The organism is Streptomyces sp. NPDC049879 (assembly GCF_044461265.1).
In the GTDB taxonomy this organism is placed as follows: Bacteria; Actinomycetota; Actinomycetes; order Streptomycetales; family Streptomycetaceae; genus Streptomyces.
This window is the reverse complement of sequence record NZ_JBITKT010000001.1, coordinates 170549-188619: the sequence shown is the minus strand read 5'-3', so window position 1 is coordinate 188619 and position 18071 is coordinate 170549. Positions and strand designations below refer to the sequence as shown.

Annotated in this window: 19 protein-coding genes; 5 read left to right on the top strand and 14 right to left on the bottom strand. The window is 75.4% G+C overall.

What is annotated here, in order from left to right:
- Window positions 1-110: 110 nt before the first annotated feature.
- From ACIBPC_RS00855 to sigE, 3 genes are all read right to left on the bottom strand, one after another.
- Window positions 111-1520 carry a trypsin-like peptidase domain-containing protein gene (locus ACIBPC_RS00855; RefSeq protein WP_398840353.1) on the bottom strand — a complete coding sequence of 470 codons (1410 nt, stop codon included), beginning with the start codon at window positions 1518-1520 and terminating at the stop codon, window positions 111-113.
- A 78-nt stretch (window positions 1521-1598) separates the two neighbouring features.
- The gene (locus ACIBPC_RS00850; RefSeq protein WP_398840352.1) at window positions 1599-2567 is read right to left on the bottom strand and encodes an anti-sigma factor family protein; all 969 of its coding nucleotides are present in this window, start codon (window positions 2565-2567) and stop codon (window positions 1599-1601) included.
- On the bottom strand, window positions 2564-3370 hold the full coding sequence (sigE, locus tag ACIBPC_RS00845; protein WP_362966090.1) for an RNA polymerase sigma factor SigE: 807 nt from the start codon (window positions 3368-3370) through the stop codon (window positions 2564-2566). The genes ACIBPC_RS00850 and sigE overlap by 4 nt, the downstream gene beginning before the upstream one ends.
- A gap of 104 nt (window positions 3371-3474) precedes the next feature.
- Here sigE and ACIBPC_RS00840 point away from each other — a divergent pair, with 104 nt between their 5' ends.
- On the top strand, window positions 3475-4185 hold the full coding sequence (locus ACIBPC_RS00840; protein ID WP_362966152.1) for an O-methyltransferase: 711 nt from the start codon (window positions 3475-3477) through the stop codon (window positions 4183-4185).
- Between the two features lie 210 nt (window positions 4186-4395).
- Here the strand turns inward: ACIBPC_RS00840 and ACIBPC_RS00835 are convergent, their stop codons facing one another.
- A complete protein-coding gene (locus ACIBPC_RS00835; protein WP_019434894.1) occupies window positions 4396-4563 on the bottom strand; it encodes a DUF3117 domain-containing protein in 168 nt (55 codons plus the stop codon).
- Between the two features lie 219 nt (window positions 4564-4782).
- Between ACIBPC_RS00835 and ACIBPC_RS00830 the strand changes: the two genes are divergently transcribed.
- Window positions 4783-5577 (top strand): enoyl-CoA hydratase-related protein, encoded by a 795-nt coding sequence (locus ACIBPC_RS00830; protein WP_398840350.1) that lies wholly within the window; start codon window positions 4783-4785, stop codon window positions 5575-5577.
- Window positions 5578-5584: 7 nt separating this feature from the next.
- Here the strand turns inward: ACIBPC_RS00830 and ACIBPC_RS00825 are convergent, their stop codons facing one another.
- The gene (locus ACIBPC_RS00825; RefSeq protein ID WP_362966095.1) at window positions 5585-6082 is read right to left on the bottom strand and encodes a DivIVA domain-containing protein; all 498 of its coding nucleotides are present in this window, start codon (window positions 6080-6082) and stop codon (window positions 5585-5587) included.
- A gap of 158 nt (window positions 6083-6240) precedes the next feature.
- On the opposite strand from ACIBPC_RS00825, the gene folP reads away from it, so the two are divergent.
- Window positions 6241-7101, top strand: coding sequence for a dihydropteroate synthase (folP, locus tag ACIBPC_RS00820; protein WP_362966097.1), 861 nt, complete (start codon window positions 6241-6243; stop codon window positions 7099-7101).
- A gap of 46 nt (window positions 7102-7147) precedes the next feature.
- On the opposite strand, the gene ACIBPC_RS00815 is transcribed toward folP, so the two are convergent.
- Window positions 7148-7981: a TIGR00730 family Rossman fold protein gene (locus ACIBPC_RS00815; protein WP_362966099.1), complete on the bottom strand. Its 834-nt coding sequence runs from the start codon at window positions 7979-7981 to the stop codon at window positions 7148-7150.
- A 79-nt stretch (window positions 7982-8060) separates the two neighbouring features.
- Window positions 8061-9140: a succinyl-diaminopimelate desuccinylase gene (gene dapE / locus ACIBPC_RS00810; RefSeq protein WP_362966101.1), complete on the bottom strand. Its 1080-nt coding sequence runs from the start codon at window positions 9138-9140 to the stop codon at window positions 8061-8063.
- Window positions 9141-9651: 511 nt separating this feature from the next.
- On the opposite strand from dapE, the gene ACIBPC_RS00805 reads away from it, so the two are divergent.
- Window positions 9652-10098: an ATP-binding protein gene (locus ACIBPC_RS00805; protein WP_362966103.1), complete on the top strand. Its 447-nt coding sequence runs from the start codon at window positions 9652-9654 to the stop codon at window positions 10096-10098.
- Window positions 10099-10149: 51 nt separating this feature from the next.
- Here ACIBPC_RS00805 and dapC read toward each other — a convergent pair whose 3' ends face one another.
- Together dapC and fdxA are read right to left on the bottom strand one after the other, a co-directional pair.
- Window positions 10150-11247, bottom strand: coding sequence for a succinyldiaminopimelate transaminase (gene dapC / locus ACIBPC_RS00800; RefSeq protein ID WP_362966105.1), 1098 nt, complete (start codon window positions 11245-11247; stop codon window positions 10150-10152).
- A gap of 148 nt (window positions 11248-11395) precedes the next feature.
- Window positions 11396-11722 carry a ferredoxin gene (gene fdxA, locus ACIBPC_RS00795; protein WP_362966107.1) on the bottom strand — a complete coding sequence of 109 codons (327 nt, stop codon included), beginning with the start codon at window positions 11720-11722 and terminating at the stop codon, window positions 11396-11398.
- Window positions 11723-11847: 125 nt separating this feature from the next.
- On the opposite strand from fdxA, the gene ACIBPC_RS00790 reads away from it, so the two are divergent.
- Window positions 11848-12852: a GNAT family N-acetyltransferase gene (locus ACIBPC_RS00790; RefSeq protein WP_398840349.1), complete on the top strand. Its 1005-nt coding sequence runs from the start codon at window positions 11848-11850 to the stop codon at window positions 12850-12852.
- A gap of 61 nt (window positions 12853-12913) precedes the next feature.
- Here ACIBPC_RS00790 and ACIBPC_RS00785 read toward each other — a convergent pair whose 3' ends face one another.
- From ACIBPC_RS00785 to ACIBPC_RS00765, 5 genes are all read right to left on the bottom strand, one after another.
- Window positions 12914-14731, bottom strand: a complete 1818-nt coding sequence (locus ACIBPC_RS00785) for a hypothetical protein (protein WP_398840347.1) — start codon at window positions 14729-14731, stop codon at window positions 12914-12916.
- Window positions 14732-15246: 515 nt separating this feature from the next.
- Window positions 15247-15615, bottom strand: a complete 369-nt coding sequence (locus tag ACIBPC_RS00780; RefSeq protein WP_362966113.1) for a DUF6113 family protein — start codon at window positions 15613-15615, stop codon at window positions 15247-15249.
- Entirely contained in the window at window positions 15612-16508 is an 897-nt protein-coding gene (gene mshB / locus ACIBPC_RS00775) for an N-acetyl-1-D-myo-inositol-2-amino-2-deoxy-alpha-D-glucopyranoside deacetylase (RefSeq protein ID WP_398840346.1), read from the bottom strand. The genes ACIBPC_RS00780 and mshB overlap by 4 nt, the downstream gene beginning before the upstream one ends.
- 55 nt (window positions 16509-16563) lie before the next feature.
- Window positions 16564-16758: a hypothetical protein gene (locus tag ACIBPC_RS00770; RefSeq protein WP_398840345.1), complete on the bottom strand. Its 195-nt coding sequence runs from the start codon at window positions 16756-16758 to the stop codon at window positions 16564-16566.
- Window positions 16759-16961: 203 nt separating this feature from the next.
- Window positions 16962-18068, bottom strand: coding sequence for an oligopeptide/dipeptide ABC transporter ATP-binding protein (locus tag ACIBPC_RS00765; RefSeq protein WP_362966119.1), 1107 nt, complete (start codon window positions 18066-18068; stop codon window positions 16962-16964).
- Window positions 18069-18071: the final 3 nt, after the last annotated feature.

Genomic DNA, 18071 nt, shown 5'->3' with positions numbered 1-18071 from the left:
CTCCCTCGCGCACGCGGTTGTCACAAAACGGTACCCGCCCGGGGAGGCGGATGGGAGGGGCCGAGCCCCACGAGCGGGTAAACGATGGGCACCCGCCCGTGGTCCGTCCCTCATTCACCACCGGCGGCCTCACCCAGGGTGACCTCCAGCGTCACTTCGTCACCGTCGCGTTCCACGGTGAGGGTCAGTTCGTCGCCGGGGCGGTGGCTGCGGATCCTGACGATCAGCTCGTCCGCGCTGCGCACGCGGGCGCCGTCCACGGCGGTGACGACGTCGCCGTCCCGGATGCCCGCCGCGTCGGCGGGGCTGCCCGGCTCGACGGCGGTCCCGCCGGTGGAGCTGCCGACGCGGGCGCCGTCGCCCAGGTAGCCGGTGTCGAGGGTGACGCCGATGACGGGGTGGGTGGCGCGGCCGGTGTTGATCAGCTGCTCGGCGACGTCCCTGGCCTGGTTGACGGGGATGGCGAAGCCGAGGCCGACGCTGCCGGAGCCCCCGGCGTCGAAGCCGCCCGAGTCGCCGGTGCGGATGGCGCTGTTCACGCCGATCACGCGGCCGTCGAGGTCCACGAGGGGGCCGCCCGAGTTGCCCGGGTTGATGGGGGCGTCGGTCTGGAGCGCGTTGACGTAGCTGATGTCGGAGCCGTCCGCCTCCTCGCCGCCCGCGGTGATCGGCCGCTCGGTGGCGCTGATGATGCCGGAGGTGACGGTCCCGGCGAGGTCGAAGGGCGCGCCGATGGCGACGACCGGGTCGCCGACGCGCACGGTGTCGGAGTCGCCCAGCTCGACAGGCGTCAGCCCGGTGACGCCCGTCACCTTGACGACGGCCAGGTCGTACCCGGCGTCCTGGCCGACGACCTCGGCGCGTGCCGTCTCGCCGCTGGCGAACATGACCTGTATGGCGCCGCCCTCACCGGCGGGGCGGACGACGTGCGCGTTGGTGAGGATGTGGCCGCGGTCGTCGAGGACGAAGCCGGTGCCGGTGGCGCCCGCGTCGCTGCCCGAGACGTGCAGGGTGACGACGGCGGGCAGCACGGCGTCGGCGATCCCGGCGATGCTGCCGGGCTCGGGCGGGGCGTCGCGGCCCTCGGTGCTGGACAGGTGGACGTCGCTGAACGCGCCGTTCCGCTCCAGGTAGACGCCGATGACGCCGCCGAGGACACCCGCGAGCAGCGCCAGCAGGGCGGCACCGGCGACGAGGCGGCGCGCCCCGGGGAGGCGGCGCGGCTCGGTGTCCTCCGGGCCGGGCTCGACGGTCCAGACGGGGTGCGGGGCCCACGGGTCGTAGCGCGGGGAGCGCGGCGGCGGCGCGCCCGGCAGGACGGTCCCGGCCGGGGGCGTCGGCTCGGGGCGCTGCACCGGCGGGGCGGGCGCCCAGGGCCCGGGCTGCCCGTACGGCGGGGTGCCGTACGGGTCGTGCCCGGGGTGGTCCTCCCGCACCGGTGCGGAGTCCCGCTGTTCCTGCTGGTCCGGTGGCGGCTGGGAGCCGGCCTGAGGGCCGGGAACGCTGTTTCCCTTGTCCATGGCGGTGTCCCCATCGTCTGCGAGCCGTCCGTGGTCCCCGTACCCGTGGGTGCATTGAACCAGGTCGGGCGGTCCGGATCAGCGGGGGCTCACGGCTCCGGGGGCGCCGGGGGCGGGGGCTGTGGGGGTCGGGGCGGGGGACGTGCCGTCGGGCGACAGCGCGTTCGGCGGGGTGATGGCCAGGGGCGAGACGGCCGGCACGACGACCGGATCGGGTGAGAGCGCGATGCCGGGGACGAGCAGGGAGTCGGCCGCGAGGAGCGGTGTGCCCGGCGGGGGCAGCTGGCCGCTCGGCGCCAGCGGGCCGAGGGACGCGCTCAGGCTGCCCGGCTGGGAACGGCTGCCGCGGCTCTCCTCGTCGGACCGTCCGGCCGTCGTGCGGAACGACGCGGTGCTGGCCGGGCCGTTGCCCGCCGCCACCGTGCCGGTCGAGCCGGGGCCGCCGGACGAGCCGCCGACGCCGGAGAGCGCCCCACCGATGGCGAAGGCGGCCAGGGACACCGCGCCCGCGGCGGCGAACGCGAGCCGGTGCCCGCGGTGGGCGCGCGCCGGTTCGTGGATGCGGAAGCCGCGGTCCGTGTCGAGTGCGGCGGGGGCGAGCAGCGAACCGCGGTCCCTGCCGCCGGGCAGCAGGCCGAACGCGAAGGCGCGCTCCGCGCCCGGGCGTTCGCCGCCCCGGGACAGCGGTCCCCCGGTGAGCCCGCCGCCCAGGGAGTGGCCGAACGGGGCGGGGTCGCCCGGGTCGCGGGGACCGTCGGCGCCGCCGTCGTCCGCCGTCATGGCGGGCAGTCCCTGGAGGCGCGCGAGGAGGCCCGCCGAGGGGGCGGGCGGCGGGGTGGTGGCGAAGGCCGACTTCAGCGCGCGCTGCGCGTCCGCCTCCGCCTTGCAGCCGGGGCAGGTCGCCAGGTGCGCGAGGACGCGGTCACGGCTGTCGTGGGACAGCTCGCCGTCCACGAGGGCGGCGAGCCGGTCCCCGAGGTGCCGGTCGGCGCACCCGTGACCGGACGGGTCGGAGGGAGTCGAGGGGGTCGCGGGGGTGGTCGTCACACCGCCCCGCTTTCCGGCCCGGCGGGGGCGGCGGTCAGGACGGACTCGTCCGCCTCGTGCTCCCCGGCCGCCGCCTGGGCGCGCGGGGAGCGGTGGCGCAGGGCCTTGCGCAGGTGCGAGCGGCCGCGGTGGATGCGGCTGCGCACCGTGCCCAGCTTGACGCCGAGCGTGGTGGCGATCTCCTCGTAGCTGAGGCCCTCGATGTCGCACAGGACCACGGCGGCGCGGAAGTCGGGCGCCAGGGTGTCGAGCGCCTGCTGGATGTCGGCGTCGAAGTGGGTGTCGTTGAAGTGCTGCTGCGGTGTGGGCTCGCGGCTGGCGAGCCGCTCGGCCGCGTCCTCCCCCAGGGCGTCGAACCGGATGCGCTGCTTGCGGCGGACGGAGTCGAGGAACAGGTTGGTGGTGATGCGGTGCAGCCAGCCCTCGAAGGTGCCCGGCGTGTAGGTGGACAGCGAACGGAACACCCGGACGAAGACCTCCTGCGTGAGGTCCTCGGCGTCGTGCTGGTTGCCGGTGAGGCGGTACGCCAGCCGGTAGACGCGGGTGCTGTGGGTGCTGACGATCTCCTCCCAGCTGGGGGGTGCCCAGCTCTGACCGTCGGACACCGCGCCGAACGTCGCGACGGCGGTGGTGGAGCCGTCGGTGAAGTCGGCGGTGGTGTGCGCCCGATCGGCGTCAGCGGTGTCTGTCACGGAATTCGGCCCGCCGGACGTCCGCAGAAAGCGCCTGAGCACTTTCCGCCCCGTGGACGTGGCCGCACCTCCCCTGTCGGCTCTGGTGGTGTCCAGTGGAGTCCCTACCATAGCCACCTCGCCCGTTAGCTCCGGATAAGCATTTTCGACCGGCTTTGACCGCGGACATCGGGACCGCGGGCCGTCCGGTTGATCCAACGAGCGGTCCGGGCGTCCTGTTCCCGCCCGGAGTCGCTACAGTCAAAGCGCGTGACAGACGGGGACAGGAGAGGGCCATTACCGGCAACCGGCTGAGGAGCTGGGCGTTCGCCGAGGCGTATGGCGAACCGGACGCCGACAGCGCCGGGGGGACGGCCCTGCGGTGGGCCCGCGAGCGGGCGCGGGAGGCCGGGGTGCGCGCCGTGTCCCCGGGCACCGGCGACGCCCTGCGGCTGCTCGCCTCGACGGCGGGTGCGCGTGCGGTCGCGGAGATCGGCACCGGCACCGGCGTCTCCGGCCTGTACCTGCTGCACGGCATGCGCCCCGACGGGGTGCTGACGACCGTGGACATCGAGCCGGAGCGGCAGCAGTTCGCCCGGCAGGCGTTCCGCTCGGCGGGCTTCGCCGCCAACCGCGCGCGCTTCATCCCCGGGCACGCGCTGGACGTGCTGCCCCGGCTGGCCGACGGCGGGTACGACCTGGTCTTCTGCGACGGCGACCGGCTCGAATGCCTCGAATGCCTCGCAGAATCGTTGCGGCTCCTGCGTCCGGGCGGGCTGCTCGTCTTCGCCGGGGTGTTCGCCGGGGGCAGGACCGTGGACTCGGCCGCGCAGCCCACCGAGGTGCGGAAGCTGCGGGAGCTGCTGCGGACCGTCAGGGAGAGCCGGGAACTCGTCCCGGCGCTGCTGCCGGTCGGCGACGGCCTGCTGTGCGCGACCCGTGTCTGAGTCCCGGCGCGGAAACGGCGCTGCCCCGGCCGGGACCGGGGCAGCGCCGAACAGACCGGAGAGAGACTGACGGTGGAGCCGTCGAGCGGTCTGGTGGTGAAGCGGTGGAACGGATCGGAAAGTCCTGCGCAGCCCTGGGTCGTGCCGGCGAACCGGCGGGAGAACCGCTACGAGGAGATACGGAAATGCGGAGACGGCCGGCGCGAACGCTCAGCCGGTCACCTTCTTGAGCTCCTCGTCGAGGGCGACCGCTTCGTCCGGGGTCAGCTCGACGACGAGTCGGCCACCGCCTTCGAGCGGAACGCGCATGATGATGCCCCGCCCCTCCTTGGTCACCTCAAGCGGACCATCGCCCGTCCGCGGCTTCATGGCCGCCATGCTCGTTCCCCTTCCTGAACCAGCCCGTCTCCACCGGCGACCCGAGGACGAGAAGCCAACGGACACCGGCGTCGAACACATTGCTCCACGTCATTATCCCGCATGGAACGTCCCCCTGACCAACATTGGGTGGTATCCCTTCGGCAACGCGCGCGCGCAAAACCACTCAATTCGGCGATTGACCGCGATACTCCCGTTGTCCGCGCCATGCTGAAGGACATGGACGACACGGTGCTGTACGAAGTGACCGAGAGTCTCGCGACGATCACACTGAATCGACCGGCACAGCTGAATGCCCTGAATGTCACGGCGAAGGAAGCACTGCTGCGCGCACTCCGCGCGGCGGCCGCGGATTCCGCGGTACGGGCCGTTCTCCTCACCGCCAACGGCCGCGCGTTCTGCGTCGGTCAGGACCTCGCCGAGCACCGCGACGCCCTCGCCCGCGAGGAGCGGCCGGGGGACGCCATGGAGACCGTGGCGCGGCACTACGGGCCGATCACCCGGGAGATCGCCGCGATGCCCCGGCCCGTGGTCGCGGCCGTCCAGGGCGCCGCGGCGGGCGCGGGGCTCGGCCTCGCCCTCGCCGCCGACCTGCGGCTCGCGGCCGCGAGTGCCGCATTTCACACCGCCTTCGCCGGGATCGGCCTGACGGCCGACTCCGGCCTCTCCTGGACGCTGCCGCGCGCGGTGGGCGCCGGGAGGGCCGCCGAGCTGCTGCTCGACCCGCGCCGGGTGGACGCGGCGGAGGCCGAGCGGATCGGGCTCGTCCAGCGCGTCGTGCCGGACGGGGAGCTGGCGGCGGCGGCGCGGGAGACCGCGCTGCGGCTGGCGGCGGGCCCGACGCTCGCCTACGCGGCGCTGAAGCGGTCCCTGGCCTTCGGGGCGTCGCATCCGCTGGCGGAGACGCTCGACGAGGAGGCGCGGCTCCAGCGGGAGGCCGGGGCGTCGGCCGACCACCGGGCGGCGGTCGAAGCGTTCCTGCGCAAGGAGCGGCCGCGGTTCGAGGGGCGCTAGGCAGGGCCTAGGGAGTGTCCCCGCCGGGCCGTCCGTCCCCGTACGCGCCGTCCACGAAGGCCGCGTCCGCCGCCGCCCGGTCGTCGTCGGCGAAGCGCTCCCCCGCGTACGCCCCCGGCCCGGCGTCGGCGCGGCCCGGGTCGTCGTCGGCGGCGGCGCCACCGGCGGGGGCCCGGTGGTCGAGCGCGACGGCCTGGGCGCCGGCGAGCGCCGTCTCCAGCTCGGTGATGCGCGCGTCGCGCTCGGCCAGCTCCGCCGCGAGCCGGTCGAGCACGTCGTCCACCTCCGCCATGCGGTAGCCGCGCGCCGCCACCGGCAGCCGTACGCGCACCACGTCGGCCGGGCCGACGGGCCGGTCGCGGGGCAGCGGGTCGTCGAGCCGGTCGGGCACCGCGTCCACGAGGCCGCCGGTGACCGGGCCGCCCGCGCCGTCGCCGCTGCTGAGCACCGCCAGCGTGACACCGGCGATCACCAGCACCATGGTGGCGATGAGAATCCAGAACACCCGCGTCCCCTTCGTCGGTTCTTCCCCGCCGCGCCGCCGTGCGGCGCTCCGATCGTCGCACGTCCCGCCGCGGCCGGGTGCCCGGACGGCCAGGTAGGTTCGGGGCAGGCCGGGACCGCGGGCCCCGGCGGACTCGAAGGAGCGGAGAACTGAACGGCATGCTGCGCCTCGGAACCGCGACGTTCCCCCCGGACGAGCCGGTGGTCATGGCGATCGTCAACCGCACGCCCGACTCGTTCTACGACCAGGGCGCCACCTTCGCGGACGGCCCGGCGCTCGACCGCGTCGCGCGCGCCGTCGAGGAGGGCGCGGCGATCGTGGACATCGGCGGGGTGAAGGCGGGCCCCGGCGCCGAGGTGGACGCGGCCGAGGAGATCAGGCGGACGGCGGGCTTCGTCGCGGCCGTGCGCGAGCGGCACCCTTCGGTCGTGATCAGCGTGGACACGTGGCGGCACGAGGTGGGCCGCGCCGTGTGCGAGGCGGGCGCCGACCTGCTGAACGACGCCTGGGGCGGCGTGGACCCGCGGCTCGCCGAGGTGGCCGCCGAGTACGGCACGGGCCTGGTGTGCACGCACGCGGGCGGCGCGGCGCCGCGGACCCGGCCGCACCGGGTGGCGTACGACGACGTGATGGCGGACATCCTGGACGTCACGGTCGGCCTGGCGGAACGGGCGGTGGCGCTCGGCGTGCGCCCGGACGGCGTGCTCATCGACCCGGGCCACGACTTCGGCAAGTCCACGCGGCACTCGCTGGAGGCCACGCGGCGGCTCGGGGAGATGACGGCGACCGGCTGGCCGGTGCTGGTGTCGCTGTCGAACAAGGACTTCGTCGGCGAGACGCTCGACCTGCCGGTCAAGGAACGGCTGCTGGGGACGCTCGCCACCACCGCCGTCTCCGCCTGGCTCGGCGCCCGTGTCTACCGGGTGCACGAGGTCGCGGAGACGCGGCAGGTGCTCGACATGGTGGCCTCGATCGCGGGCCGCCGGCCCCCGGCGGTGGCCCGCCGGGGACTGGCCTGACGGCGGGCGCGCCGCGGGTCAGGCGCGGGGAATCAGGCCCAGGGGATCAAGGCTTCGTGACGAGCGCGATCGCCTCGTCCACGTCGTCCGTGACGTGGAAGAGCGCCAGGTCGCGGTCGGACGCCTTGCCCTGCGCGACGACGGTCTCGCGCAGCCACGCGGCGAGCCCCGCCCAGTAGTCGGTGCCGACCAGGACGATCGGGAAGCGCGTCACCTTCCTGGTCTGCACGAGGGTCAGCGCCTCGAACAGCTCGTCCAGCGTGCCGAGTCCGCCGGGCAGGACGAGGAAGCCCTGCGCGTACTTGACGAACATCGTCTTGCGCACGAAGAAGTAGCGGAAGTTGATGCCGATGTCGACGTACTCGTTGAGGCCCTGCTCGAAGGGCAGCTCGATGCCGAGGCCGACCGAGACGCCGCCCGCCTCGCTCGCGCCCCGGTTGGCGGCCTCCATCGCCCCGGGGCCGCCGCCGGTGATCACCGCGAAGCCCGCCTCCACCAGGCCGCGCCCGATGCGTACGCCCAGCTCGTAGTCGGGCGAGCCGGGGAGCGTCCTGGCCGAGCCGAAGACGCTGACGGCCGGGCCGAGTTCGGCCAGCGCGCCGAAGCCCTCCACGAACTCGGACTGGATGCGCAGCACCCGCCACGGGTCGCCGTGCACCCAGTCGGACGGGCCCCTGGTGTCCAGCAGCCGCTGGTCGGCCGTGCCCGCGACGACCTGGTCCCGGCGGCGCACCACCGGGCCGAGGCGCTGCTCGCCCCGTTCGGTCGTCGCGCCCGCGCGCTCGCGCGCCGCGGCCTCGTCCGCCGCCGCCGAATCGGCCGGAACGCCCTCCGGCACGCCCTCGGGACGGTCCGCACCCGGCTCCGCGCTGCCGTTCATGCCGTGCTCCTCACCTCGTGGTACTCCCCCGCTCGGGCCGTACCGCTCGTCTCACCCGTGGTCTCCCGCCGCGTACCCCTCAGGCCGTCAGCCAGGCGCGCAGCCGCTCCTCGCAGCGCAGCACCTGCCGCGTGTCCACCCGCTCGTCCCGCTTGTGGGCGAGATTGGGGTCACCAGGACCGTAGTTCACCGCGGGCACGCCGAGGGCGCTGAAGCGCGAGACGTCCGTCCAGCCGTACTTGGGGCGCGCCGTGCCGCCCACCGCGTCGATGAACGCGCGGGCCGCCGGGTGGCCGAGGCCGGGGAGCGCGCCGGGCGAGTGGTCGTCCACCGTGAACTCCTCGACGCCGCAGTCCGCGAAGACCTCGCGGACGTGCGCGATGGCCTCCTGCTCGCCGCGGTCGGGCGCGTAGCGGTAGTTGACGGCGACCACGCACTCGTCGGGGATGACGTTCCCCGCGACGCCGCCGCCGATCCGCACGGCGTTGAGCCCCTCGCGGTACTCCAGGCCGTCGATGACGGGGCGGCGCGGCTCGTACGCGGCGAGGCGGGCCAGGACGGGGGCGGCGGCGTGGACGGCGTTCTCGCCGGTCCAGGACCTGGCCGAGTGGGCGCGCCTGCCGGTCAGCCGCAGCAACATCCGCAAGGTGCCCTGGCAGCCGCCCTCCACCTCGCCGTCGGACGGTTCGAGGAGGACGGCGAAGTCGCCCGCGAGCCAGTCGGGGTGCGCGGCGGCGAGGTGGCCGAGGCCGTTGCGCTCGGCGGCGACCTCCTCGTTGGCGTAGAAGACGAAGGTCAGGTCGCGGTTGGGGTCGGGGACGGTGGCGGCGACGCGGAGCTGGACGGCGACGCCCGACTTCATGTCGCAGGTGCCGCAGCCCCACAGGACGCCGTCACCGTCGAGGCGCGCCGGGACGTTCTCGGCGATGGGGACCGTGTCCAGGTGCCCGGCGAGGACGACGCGCTCGGCGCGGCCGAGCGCGGTGCGGGCGACGACGTTGTCGTCGTGCCGGTCCACGCGCAGCCACGGCAGGGTGCGCAGGGCGGACTCCACCGCGTCGGCCAGGGGCTTCTCGGTGCCGCTGACGGAGGGGATGTCCACGAGCCGCGCGGTGAGCGCGGCGGCGTCCAGGCCGAGGTCGAGGAGAGGCGGTTCCATGGCCTCACGGTACCCGGGCGCCGCCGGGCGCCCTCGCCGCCGGAGCCACGGCGGCCCGGGGGCGGCCGGAGAACCCGCCGGAATACGGGCCCGGATTCGCCGCGCCCGCCGGGGAGGCGGGGGCCGGATAACGCGGCGGTACAGATGTACGGAAATACGTCCACGCGGGTACGGCAAACGGAATACGGCGCGTTCTCCTGCGCTTCGGACAACCGCCGGGAAAGCCCCGCGAAACCGCGGCCGTTGACACACCATGCTGACGCCACGTCAATTCCGGTACGGGCGGCCGCGCGTGCCGCCGTCCGCCGAATGCGCCATTACGCGCCCGGATTACGCGCGGGGCGGCAATTCCCCGCCGCGTCCACGCATTGCCAATCCTTTACCCTCGCGGGCCGCAACCTCCCGCCGCTCCCGGCCGATAGGCACTGCGCGGCCGGGACTCAGCCCCGCCGCTCCCCGACATCCCAGCACCCACCCAGCACCCCCAGCACCACCCAGGCAGAGGAGCACCATGTCCAGCTCGTCCACCCCCCGGCAGCCGTTCGCCCGCCGGATCGCCAAGGCGGCCCTCCTCCTCGCGGCCGGTGCCGCGCCGGTCGCGGGCGCGGCGGGACAGGCGGCCGCGGCCGGTTCCGAGCAGCCGCTGGCCGCGCCGCTCGCGGGCCTGCAGGGCCTGGAGAGCGCGGGCGTCGAGCAGACGCTCGACAACGTGACGACCGCCGCGAACGGCGTGGTGAACGAGATCGGCGGCGAGGCCGTGAAGGCGGTCATGCCGGTCGCCGGGCCGATGGCCAGGGACCTCGCCGCCGACACGGGGCGCACGGCGGCCACGACGCTGCGCGACGTCGTCGGCACCCCGGAGGAGGCCCGTACCGCGTCCACCGAGCTGGGCGGGGCGGCGGCGACCGCCGCGCTGCCGGACACCCAGGACTTCAGCCTGCTGCGCAGCCCGCTCTGACCCGCGCCCCGGCCGCGGGGCCGTGGCATCTCGCCACGGCCCCGCGGCGGTTCAGGCCAGCCGCCGCACGGCCGCCGCGACGCGCTCGTCGGTCGCCGTGAACGCGACCCGGACGAACCGCTCGCCCGCCACCCCGTAGAACTCCCCGGGCGCCACCAGGATGCCCAGCTCGCTCAGCCATCCGACCGTCGCCCAGCAGTCCTCGTCCCGCGTCGCCCACAGGTACAGCGACGCCTCGCTGTGCTCGACGCGGAAGTCCCGCGCCTCCAGCGCCCCGCGCAGCGCCGCGCGCCGGGCCGCGTACCGCGCGCGCTGCTCCGCCACGTGCCCGTCGTCGTCCAGCGCCGCGGCCATCGCCGCCTGGACGGGCGCGGGCAGCATCATCCCCGCGTGCTTGCGCACCGCGAGCAGTTCGCCGAGCACCGCCGCGTCCCCCGCGAGGAACGCCGCGCGGTAGCCCGCCAGGTTCGACCGCTTGGACAGCGAGTGCACCGCGACGACGCCCGACGTGTCCCCGCCGCAGACGTCCGGGTGCAGCACCGACACCGGGTCGGCCTCCCAGCCCAGTTCGAGGTAGCACTCGTCGCTGAACACGACCACACCGTGCTCCCGCGCCCACGCGACGGTCTCGCGCAGTTCGTCCACGCCCAGGACGCGGCCCGTCGGGTTGCCCGGGGAGTTCAGCCACAGCAGCCGCAGCCCCGCCGGGTCGAGTTCGGTCGGCTTGCCGCGGTAGGGGACGGGCTCCGCGCCCGCGAGCCTGGCGCCCACCTCGTAGGTGGGGTAGGCGGGTTCCGGGTAGGCGACGCGGTCGCCGGGGCCCAGGCCGAGCTGCGCGGGCAGCGCGGCGACCAGCTCCTTGGAGCCGATGACCGGCAGGACGTTCCGCTCGTCGAGCCCCGCCGCGCCGGTGCGGCGCGCCAGCCAGCCGAGGATCGCCTCGCGCAGCCGCGCCGTGCCCCACACCGTCGGATATCCGGGGCTGTCGCTCGCGGCAGCGAGGGCGCGCTGCACGAGCGCGGGCACCGGGTCGACGGGCGTGCCCACCGACAGGTCCACGATCCCGTCCGCGTGCGCGGCGGCGGTGGCCTTGGCGGGCTCCAGGCGGTCCCAGGGGAAGACGGGCAGCCGGGCGGAGACGAGGGACACGGGGTGGCTCAACTCTCTCGGTGAGAAGGCCGCCCCGGCGACGGGGCGGCCTGCGGAACGGGGCACGCGCGGCGCGTGCCCGACAGCGCACGGGTCCCGTACGGCCGTTGCCGCACGGGACCGGTGACGGGCGTGGTGACGCCGGACGTCACTCGTCGTGGCTCTGCGGCGGCAGCGCCGCGATGAAGGGGTGGTCGCGCTCGATCAGGCCGAGCTTGCTCGCGCCGCCGGGCGACCCGAGGTCGTCGAAGAACTCCACGTTGGCCTTGTAGTAGTCCTTCCACTCCTCCGGGGTGTCGTCCTCGTAGAAGATGGCCTCCACCGGGCAGACCGGCTCGCAGGCACCGCAGTCCACGCACTCATCGGGGTGGATGTACAGAGCCCGCTGACCCTCGTAGATGCAGTCAACAGGGCATTCCTCGATGCATGCCTTGTCCTTCAGGTCGACACAAGGCTCCGCGATGACATAGGTCACGCTGTCTGTCCTCCTCGTTACGGTGGCGGCTGACCGCCGGGGCGCGCGGGGCGCGGCGTCGTCGGTGCCCGCCTTAGTATCTCCGGTCCGGGCCCCGGGAGGCCAAAGAGGGGGCGGGCAAGAGGATGGAGTTCACCGTGGGCGGACAGCTCGTCGTGCGCATCACCCCTTCTGACGTGGGGAAACGGGTGTCGGTGCGGTCGTTGACGGGCCCGGACGAGCCGGATGTGACGTTCACGGACACCGTCGGCGTGCTGACGTCGTGGCAGGACGGGGTGGTCGGCGTCACACGGCGGGACGGCCGGATCGTGCGGCTCGCGGAGGCGGACCTCGTGGCGGGCAAGGTGGTGCCGCCCGCGCCGCCGCCGCGGCGCGGCGTCCCGGCGGCGGACGTCGCCGAGCTGACGGCGGTCGCCGCGCGCGGCTGGCCGGGCGAGGAGACCGGGCAGGTCGGCGACTGGCTCGCCCGCGCGGGCGGCGGCGGCTGGACGCGCCGGGCCAACTCGGCGGTGCGCAGCGGCCCCGCCGACCCCGACACCGGCGCGCTCACCGCCTGGTACGCGGCCCGCGGCCTCCCCCTCGTCCTCCAGCTGACGACCGACGGGCCGGGGAGCACCGGCGCGGACGCGCTGCTCGCGGCACGCCTCGACGCGCTCGGCTGGGCGGCGTCGGGGCACAGCGTGACGATGGTCGCCCCGCTGGCCGCGCTCGCCGACCGCGCGCCCGACCCGCGCGTACGCGTCGAGCGCGCGCCGTCCGACGCGTGGCTCGCCGCCTACTCCCGTACGCGCGAGAATCCGGCGGGCGCCCGCCGGGTCCTGACCGGCGGGCCCTCGGTGCTGTTCGCCTCGGCTCCCGCGGACGGGAACAGCCCGGCGGCCGTCGGACGTTGTGCGGTCGACGGCCGCTGGGCCGGTCTCGGCGCGATCGAGGTGGGCGCGGCGCACCGCCGCCGCGGCCTGGCCACCGCCCTCGTGGGCGAACTCGCGCGCGCGGCGCTCGCCGAGGGGGCGAGCGCCGCGTACCTCCAGGTCGAGACGGACAACGCGCCCGCCCACGCCCTGTACGGACGGCTCGGCTTCACGGCGCACAGCCACTACCACTACCGCGCGGCGCCCCGCGAAGGCTGACGGCCCGTCCGCCCGTACCGGGGAGGTACGGGCGGACGGGCCGCCGCCGGGACGGGCCCGGTCAGCTGGGGTCGAGGTCCACGACCGCGACCCGCGCCGCCGGGTCGGTCTCCCGCAGCGCCGTCCGCAGCGCGCCCGCGACGTCCTCGGGCATCACGGGCGTCTGCGAGCCGTCGCCGCGCGTGACGAGGACGGTCTCGAACGTCCGCCCGTACAGCGCCGCCAGGGCTTCGAGGTCGTACGTGTCGACCAGCGTGCCGTTGGCCGGGGCCATGCCGATGAACTGGTAGATGGAGTTCTGCGGGCTGAAGTCGATCTCCTGGTCGCCGGCCCTGACCGTCACGAAGCCGGACATCGCCGGTTCCGCGAAGTCGGCCATGGCGGCCCTGACCTGCTCCTCGCCGATCTCCGGCTGCTGCTCGGTCATGGGCAGGTCCACGACACCGTCGCCGGTGCCCGCCGCGCGGTCGCGGAAGGCGGCCTCCACGGCGTCGGCCGCCGCCTCGGGGTCGACGCCGAGCCCGGGACGGCCCGCGTCCGCGATCGGGCCCTCGGGTGTGAACGTGATGCTGCCGTCGACCGGGCCGGAGCCCGCGCTCTCGGTCAGGTCGCGCAGCGCGACCGTCAGCTTCTCGCGGTCCACGGCGACGACCGCGTCCTGCGGGTGCTCGGCGCCGAACAGCGAGCCGTACACCGCGACCGGGCTGTAGTCCTGGCCGGAGACGCCCTCGGCGGTCGCCTCCGCGTCCACCGACAGACCGGCGACGCTCGGCTTCAGCTCGACCTCCTGGTCGCCGAGCCGCAGGACGAGCGGCTCGTTGTTGGCGGCCTCGAAGCTGCTCTCCAGGCGGTTCTGCGCCTCCTGGGTGGACAGGCCGCCGATGTCCACGCCGAGGACGGTGGTGCCCTGCGGGACGTCGGCCGGGCTCAGGAACAGCCCGGCGCCGTACGCGATCACGGCGACGCCGACGAGGCCGACCACCAGCAGTTTCACCTTGGAACGGCCGCCCTTGCGCGCCTTCGCCGCGGGTGCGGCGGGCGGCGGCGCCGTCTGCTGCGGCGCGGGGTCGGCCGGCGGGGGCACGGCGGCCCCCGGCCCGGCGGGCCCCGACCCGGGGGAACGGGGCCCGGTCGTACGCGGCCCGGTGGTACGGGGCGGAACGGGCGCGTCCGCGTCCGTGATGGGCGCCATCCGGCCGGTCGCCTCCAGGTCCGCGATGCCGGGTGGCGGCGCGGGCGGGAACGGACCGCCGAGGTCCATCGTCGTACCGGCCGGGTCCTCGTCCTCGGGGCGCGGCGGCTGGCGGCGGGGCAGCGGCATGTTCCCGGTGACGGGCCCGCTGGTCGGGCCGACCGGGCGCGGCGGGATGCGCGGCACGCCCTCGGCCGGGGTGTCGGGGTGCTGCGGGAACCAGGGGTCCTGGCCGGCGCGCGGCTCGTGCTCCACCGGGGAACCGCCGCTGAGCAGCGGGTTCGGGCCGGTGCCCGGGGCGTGGTCCGGCTCGGGGCGGCCGAGCAGCGGGTTGGGGCCCGTGTCGGTGGCGGCCCGCGGCGGTACGACGGGGGTGGGCCCGGTGGAGGGTCCGGCGGCCGACCGCGCGTCCGGCACGCCGCCGGGCGGGGTGTCGGTGACGGCCGGGTGGCCTCCCGGGGGCGTGTCCGCGCGGGCGGGCGGCGGCGGCTTGCGCGGCTCGAACCAGGAGCTGGTCTTCTTGCCGGGCGCGGCGCCGGTGCCGTTCGCGGGGGCGGCGGGCCGGGCGGACGGCGGCGCGGCGGCGGCCTCGGGCGCGGCCTGGGCGGCGCTCGCGGTGCCCGCGCCGTCGGTGGCTTCCCTGGCGGCGGTGCCGTCGGGGCTGTCCTGCACCGTCTCGCGCACCACGATGGGAGGGATCGGCCGGGACCCGGGGATGTTGATCCGGGCGCGCGTCGTCAGCGTGGTCTCGGTCTTCTTCTCCTCCGGCTGCGGAGCCGCCGGGCGTGCGCCACCGTCTCCTTCGCTGCGCTGGGGGTCCCCCCACCCCCTGGGACGGGGGGACGGATTGTCAGATTCACGACTCAAGGCAGGATCTCCCGGTTGGGCTTCACCGGCCGGCCCGGGAACACACCGGGACCGGGCGGCTGGCCCCACGATACTGGTGACGGCCGTGTGGTACGCCGCCCCCACAGGATTGGCACATCCGTGCAACACACCACGGGGGCACACCGTCCGGCCACGGTACGGCGCCGCGCCGCGCGGCGCAAAACCTCGGCGGGCCGGTCGCCGCCGATTCCAAGTAAGCGCAGGTCAGGCGGTGTTGACATATCCGGCGGCGGCGCCGGGCCTCCGTACGGGGGCCGGGCCGCCGCGCCGGTCGCCGCACACCGGTTCGCCACATCGCGCTGACGTGCGAGACGTCACCGTGACGCGCGCGGCACCTCGGGGACGGCGAACAGCGGGCGTTCCGACGGGGCGAGGGTCGCGGCCGCGGCGGCGACCGCCATGCCGCCCAGCAGGAAGAGGTAACTGCCCGCGCCCGCCGCGAAGACGAAGTCGCCCTGCGGGCGGCTCGACGTGAGCGCGAGCACCGCGAGCACCCACCCAGCGGCCGGCGCGCCCGCCCCGACCCGCGACCTGGTGACGAGCGCGCCGCCCCAGAACAGCCCGGCCGCGCCCGCGAGCGCGAGCAGCAGCCCGAGCGGGAACCAGCCGCCCTGCACCAGCGAGCCCGCGATCCCGGCCAGTGCGCCGAGCACGCCGAGCAGCGCGTACACCGCGATCCTCACGACCGCACCTCCTCCGCCATGTCCCGCGTGTGGTCGAGATCCAGGCCCGCGAACACGTCGGCCGCGCCCGGCGGCAGCGGCACCCCGGCGGCGAGCCGGTAGTACTCGGTCTCCCACAGCGGCTGCGCCTGCCCGTTGGAGAGGGCGAAGACGCCGCCCTCCACCTCGATCTGCGTCGCGTGGGCGGCCATCGCCGCCGCCTTGGCCGCGGCCTGCTCCGGGGTGCCGCGCACGGTGAGCGCGACCTCCTCGTCCGCCACGACGCCGGGGATCTCCTCGATGCCCGCCACGCCCGCGAACCGCCCGGGACCGGCCGCGCGCAGGGCGGCGAGCCGTTCCTCGGCGGCGCCGCGCGGCGCGGCGGCCCACAGGACGCGCGGTACGCGGTGGCCGTGCCGCTCCGCCGCGATCTCGACACCGCGCATGGCGGTGCGGTGGGCCTGGATGTGGTCGGGGTGGCCGTAACCGCCGTACGGGTCGTAGGTGATGACGACGTGCGGCCGCACCTCGGCGACGACCGCGGCGAGTTCGGCGCCGGTCTCGTCGGGGTCGGCGCGGTCGAAGGCGGCGGGCCGCGCGTTCTCCGGCAGTCCGGCCATCCCGGAGTCGCGCCAGCGCCCCGGGCCGCCGAGGAAGCGGTGGTCGGTGACGCCGAGGGCGCGCATGGCGGCGGCGAGTTCGCCCGCGCGGTACGGGCCGAGCGCGTCGTCCCGGCCGGACGCGAGGTGGGCCAGCGCGGCCGGGATGACCTCGCCCTCCTCGCCCTGCGTGCAGGTGACGAGCGTGACCCGCGCGCCCATGGCGGCGCAGGCCGCCATGGTCACACCGGTGGTGATCGACTCGTCGTCGGGATGGGCGTGCACCAGCAGCACCCGGGGAGTGACCGGACTCATGCCGGGAGCCTACGCCGGAGGCAAGTGCCGGGCGAAAAACAAGGGCGCCCGGCGGTCAGAAGCTCAGCTCGCTGATCATCCCCGCGACGCTCGACCCGAAGTCGCTGATGGCGGGCGCCATGTTCGACCCGGCGAGGTAGAAGCCGAGGAGCATGCACACGAAGGCGTGCATCAGGTTGAGCCCCGCCTTCCTGACCAGGAGGACGACGATGATGGCGAGCAGCAGCACGGCGGAGACGGAGAGCGCCACCGAGGATCACCCCTACAGTTCGGGCCCGTTCAGGGCGGCCGGCGACAGGCTTCAGCGCGTGCTCGGGTGAGTGCTGCCCGTCACGTGCCATGGATCATAACGAGCGGGCGCGCGCGCACGGCCGGGTGCACGGAAGCAGAGAAGGGGCGCACGCCCCCCCGGCCCACGCCTGGCGCCGGGGGGCGTCCGTGCTCGTGCGCGGCTCAGGGCACGACGGGGTCCGGCAGCACCGGTTCGGGGCGGTCGGCGGCCAGCGTGGTGCCGTCCTCGGGGAAGTGGCAGGCGGTGAGATGGCCCGCCGCGTTCCCCTCGATGCGGACGAGCGGCGGCTCCTGCTCGGCGCACACGTCCTGCGCCTTCCAGCAGCGGGTGCGGAAGCGGCAGCCGGACGGCGGGTCGGTGGGCGAGGGCACGTCGCCCTGGAGCCTGATGCGTTCGCGCGGCGGCTCGGCGGGCGTGCCGTCCTCGCTCTCCAGCGTCACCTCGGGGACGGCCGACAGGAGCGCGTGCGTGTACGGGTGCCTGGGCCGCTCGTGGATCGCCTCGCGGTCGCCGATCTCCACGATCTTGCCGAGGTACATCACCGCGATCCGCTGCGAGAAGTGCCGGACGACGGCGAGGTCGTGGGCGATGAAGAGGAAGGCGATGCCCAGTTCCTCCTGCACCTTGCGCAGCAGGTTGACGACCTGGGCCTGGATCGAGACGTCGAGCGCGGAGACCGGCTCGTCGGCGACGATCAGCTTCGGTTCGAGCGCGAGGGCCCTGGCGACGCCGATGCGCTGCCGCTGGCCGCCGGAGAACTCGTGCGGGAAGCGGTTGTAGTGCTCGGGGTTGAGCCCGACCGTCTCCAGCAGTTCGCGGACGCGCGCCTCCCGTCCGCCGGGCGGCACGATGCCGTTGATCTCCATCGGGCCGCCGATGATCGTGCCGACGGTCTGCCGCGGGTTGAGCGACGAGTAGGGGTCCTGGAAGATCATCTGGATCTCGGAGCGGATCGGGGCCAGCGCGCGGCGCGAGGCGTGCGTGATGTCGCGGTCCCGGTAGGTGATCGTGCCCGCGGTCGGTTCGAGCAGCCGGGCGAGCAGGCGGCCCGTCGTGGACTTGCCGCAGCCCGACTCGCCGACGAGCCCGAAGCTCTCCCCCGCGTGCACGGTGAAGTCGAGGCCGTCCACGGCGTGCACGGCGCCGACGGTCCGCTTGACCGGGAAGCCGCCGCGGACCGGGAAGTGCTTGGTGAGTCCCCGGACGGTCATCAGCGCGCTGCGGGCCCCGGCGGTCCCGGCCTTGGTCTCGGCGGTCTCGGTCGTCATCTG

What these genes read in the sequence shown, in the direction of transcription:
- ACIBPC_RS00855 (WP_398840353.1), bottom strand. Translation starts at nt 1,520, where the DNA reads ATGGACAAGGGAAACAGCGTTCCCGGCCCTCAGGCCGGCTCCCAGCCG.
- sigE (WP_362966090.1), bottom strand. Translation starts at nt 3,370, where the DNA reads ATGGTAGGGACTCCACTGGACACCACCAGAGCCGACAGGGGAGGTGCG.
- ACIBPC_RS00835 (WP_019434894.1), bottom strand. Translation starts at nt 4,563, where the DNA reads ATGGCGGCCATGAAGCCGCGGACGGGCGATGGTCCGCTTGAGGTGACC.
- ACIBPC_RS00830 (WP_398840350.1), top strand. Translation starts at nt 4,783, where the DNA reads ATGGACGACACGGTGCTGTACGAAGTGACCGAGAGTCTCGCGACGATC.
- folP (WP_362966097.1), top strand. Translation starts at nt 6,241, where the DNA reads ATGCTGCGCCTCGGAACCGCGACGTTCCCCCCGGACGAGCCGGTGGTC.
- ACIBPC_RS00815 (WP_362966099.1), bottom strand. Translation starts at nt 7,981, where the DNA reads ATGAACGGCAGCGCGGAGCCGGGTGCGGACCGTCCCGAGGGCGTGCCG.
- dapE (WP_362966101.1), bottom strand. Translation starts at nt 9,140, where the DNA reads ATGGAACCGCCTCTCCTCGACCTCGGCCTGGACGCCGCCGCGCTCACC.
- ACIBPC_RS00805 (WP_362966103.1), top strand. Translation starts at nt 9,652, where the DNA reads ATGTCCAGCTCGTCCACCCCCCGGCAGCCGTTCGCCCGCCGGATCGCC.
- ACIBPC_RS00790 (WP_398840349.1), top strand. Translation starts at nt 11,848, where the DNA reads ATGGAGTTCACCGTGGGCGGACAGCTCGTCGTGCGCATCACCCCTTCT.
- mshB (WP_398840346.1), bottom strand. Translation starts at nt 16,508, where the DNA reads ATGAGTCCGGTCACTCCCCGGGTGCTGCTGGTGCACGCCCATCCCGAC.
- ACIBPC_RS00765 (WP_362966119.1), bottom strand. Translation starts at nt 18,068, where the DNA reads ATGACGACCGAGACCGCCGAGACCAAGGCCGGGACCGCCGGGGCCCGC.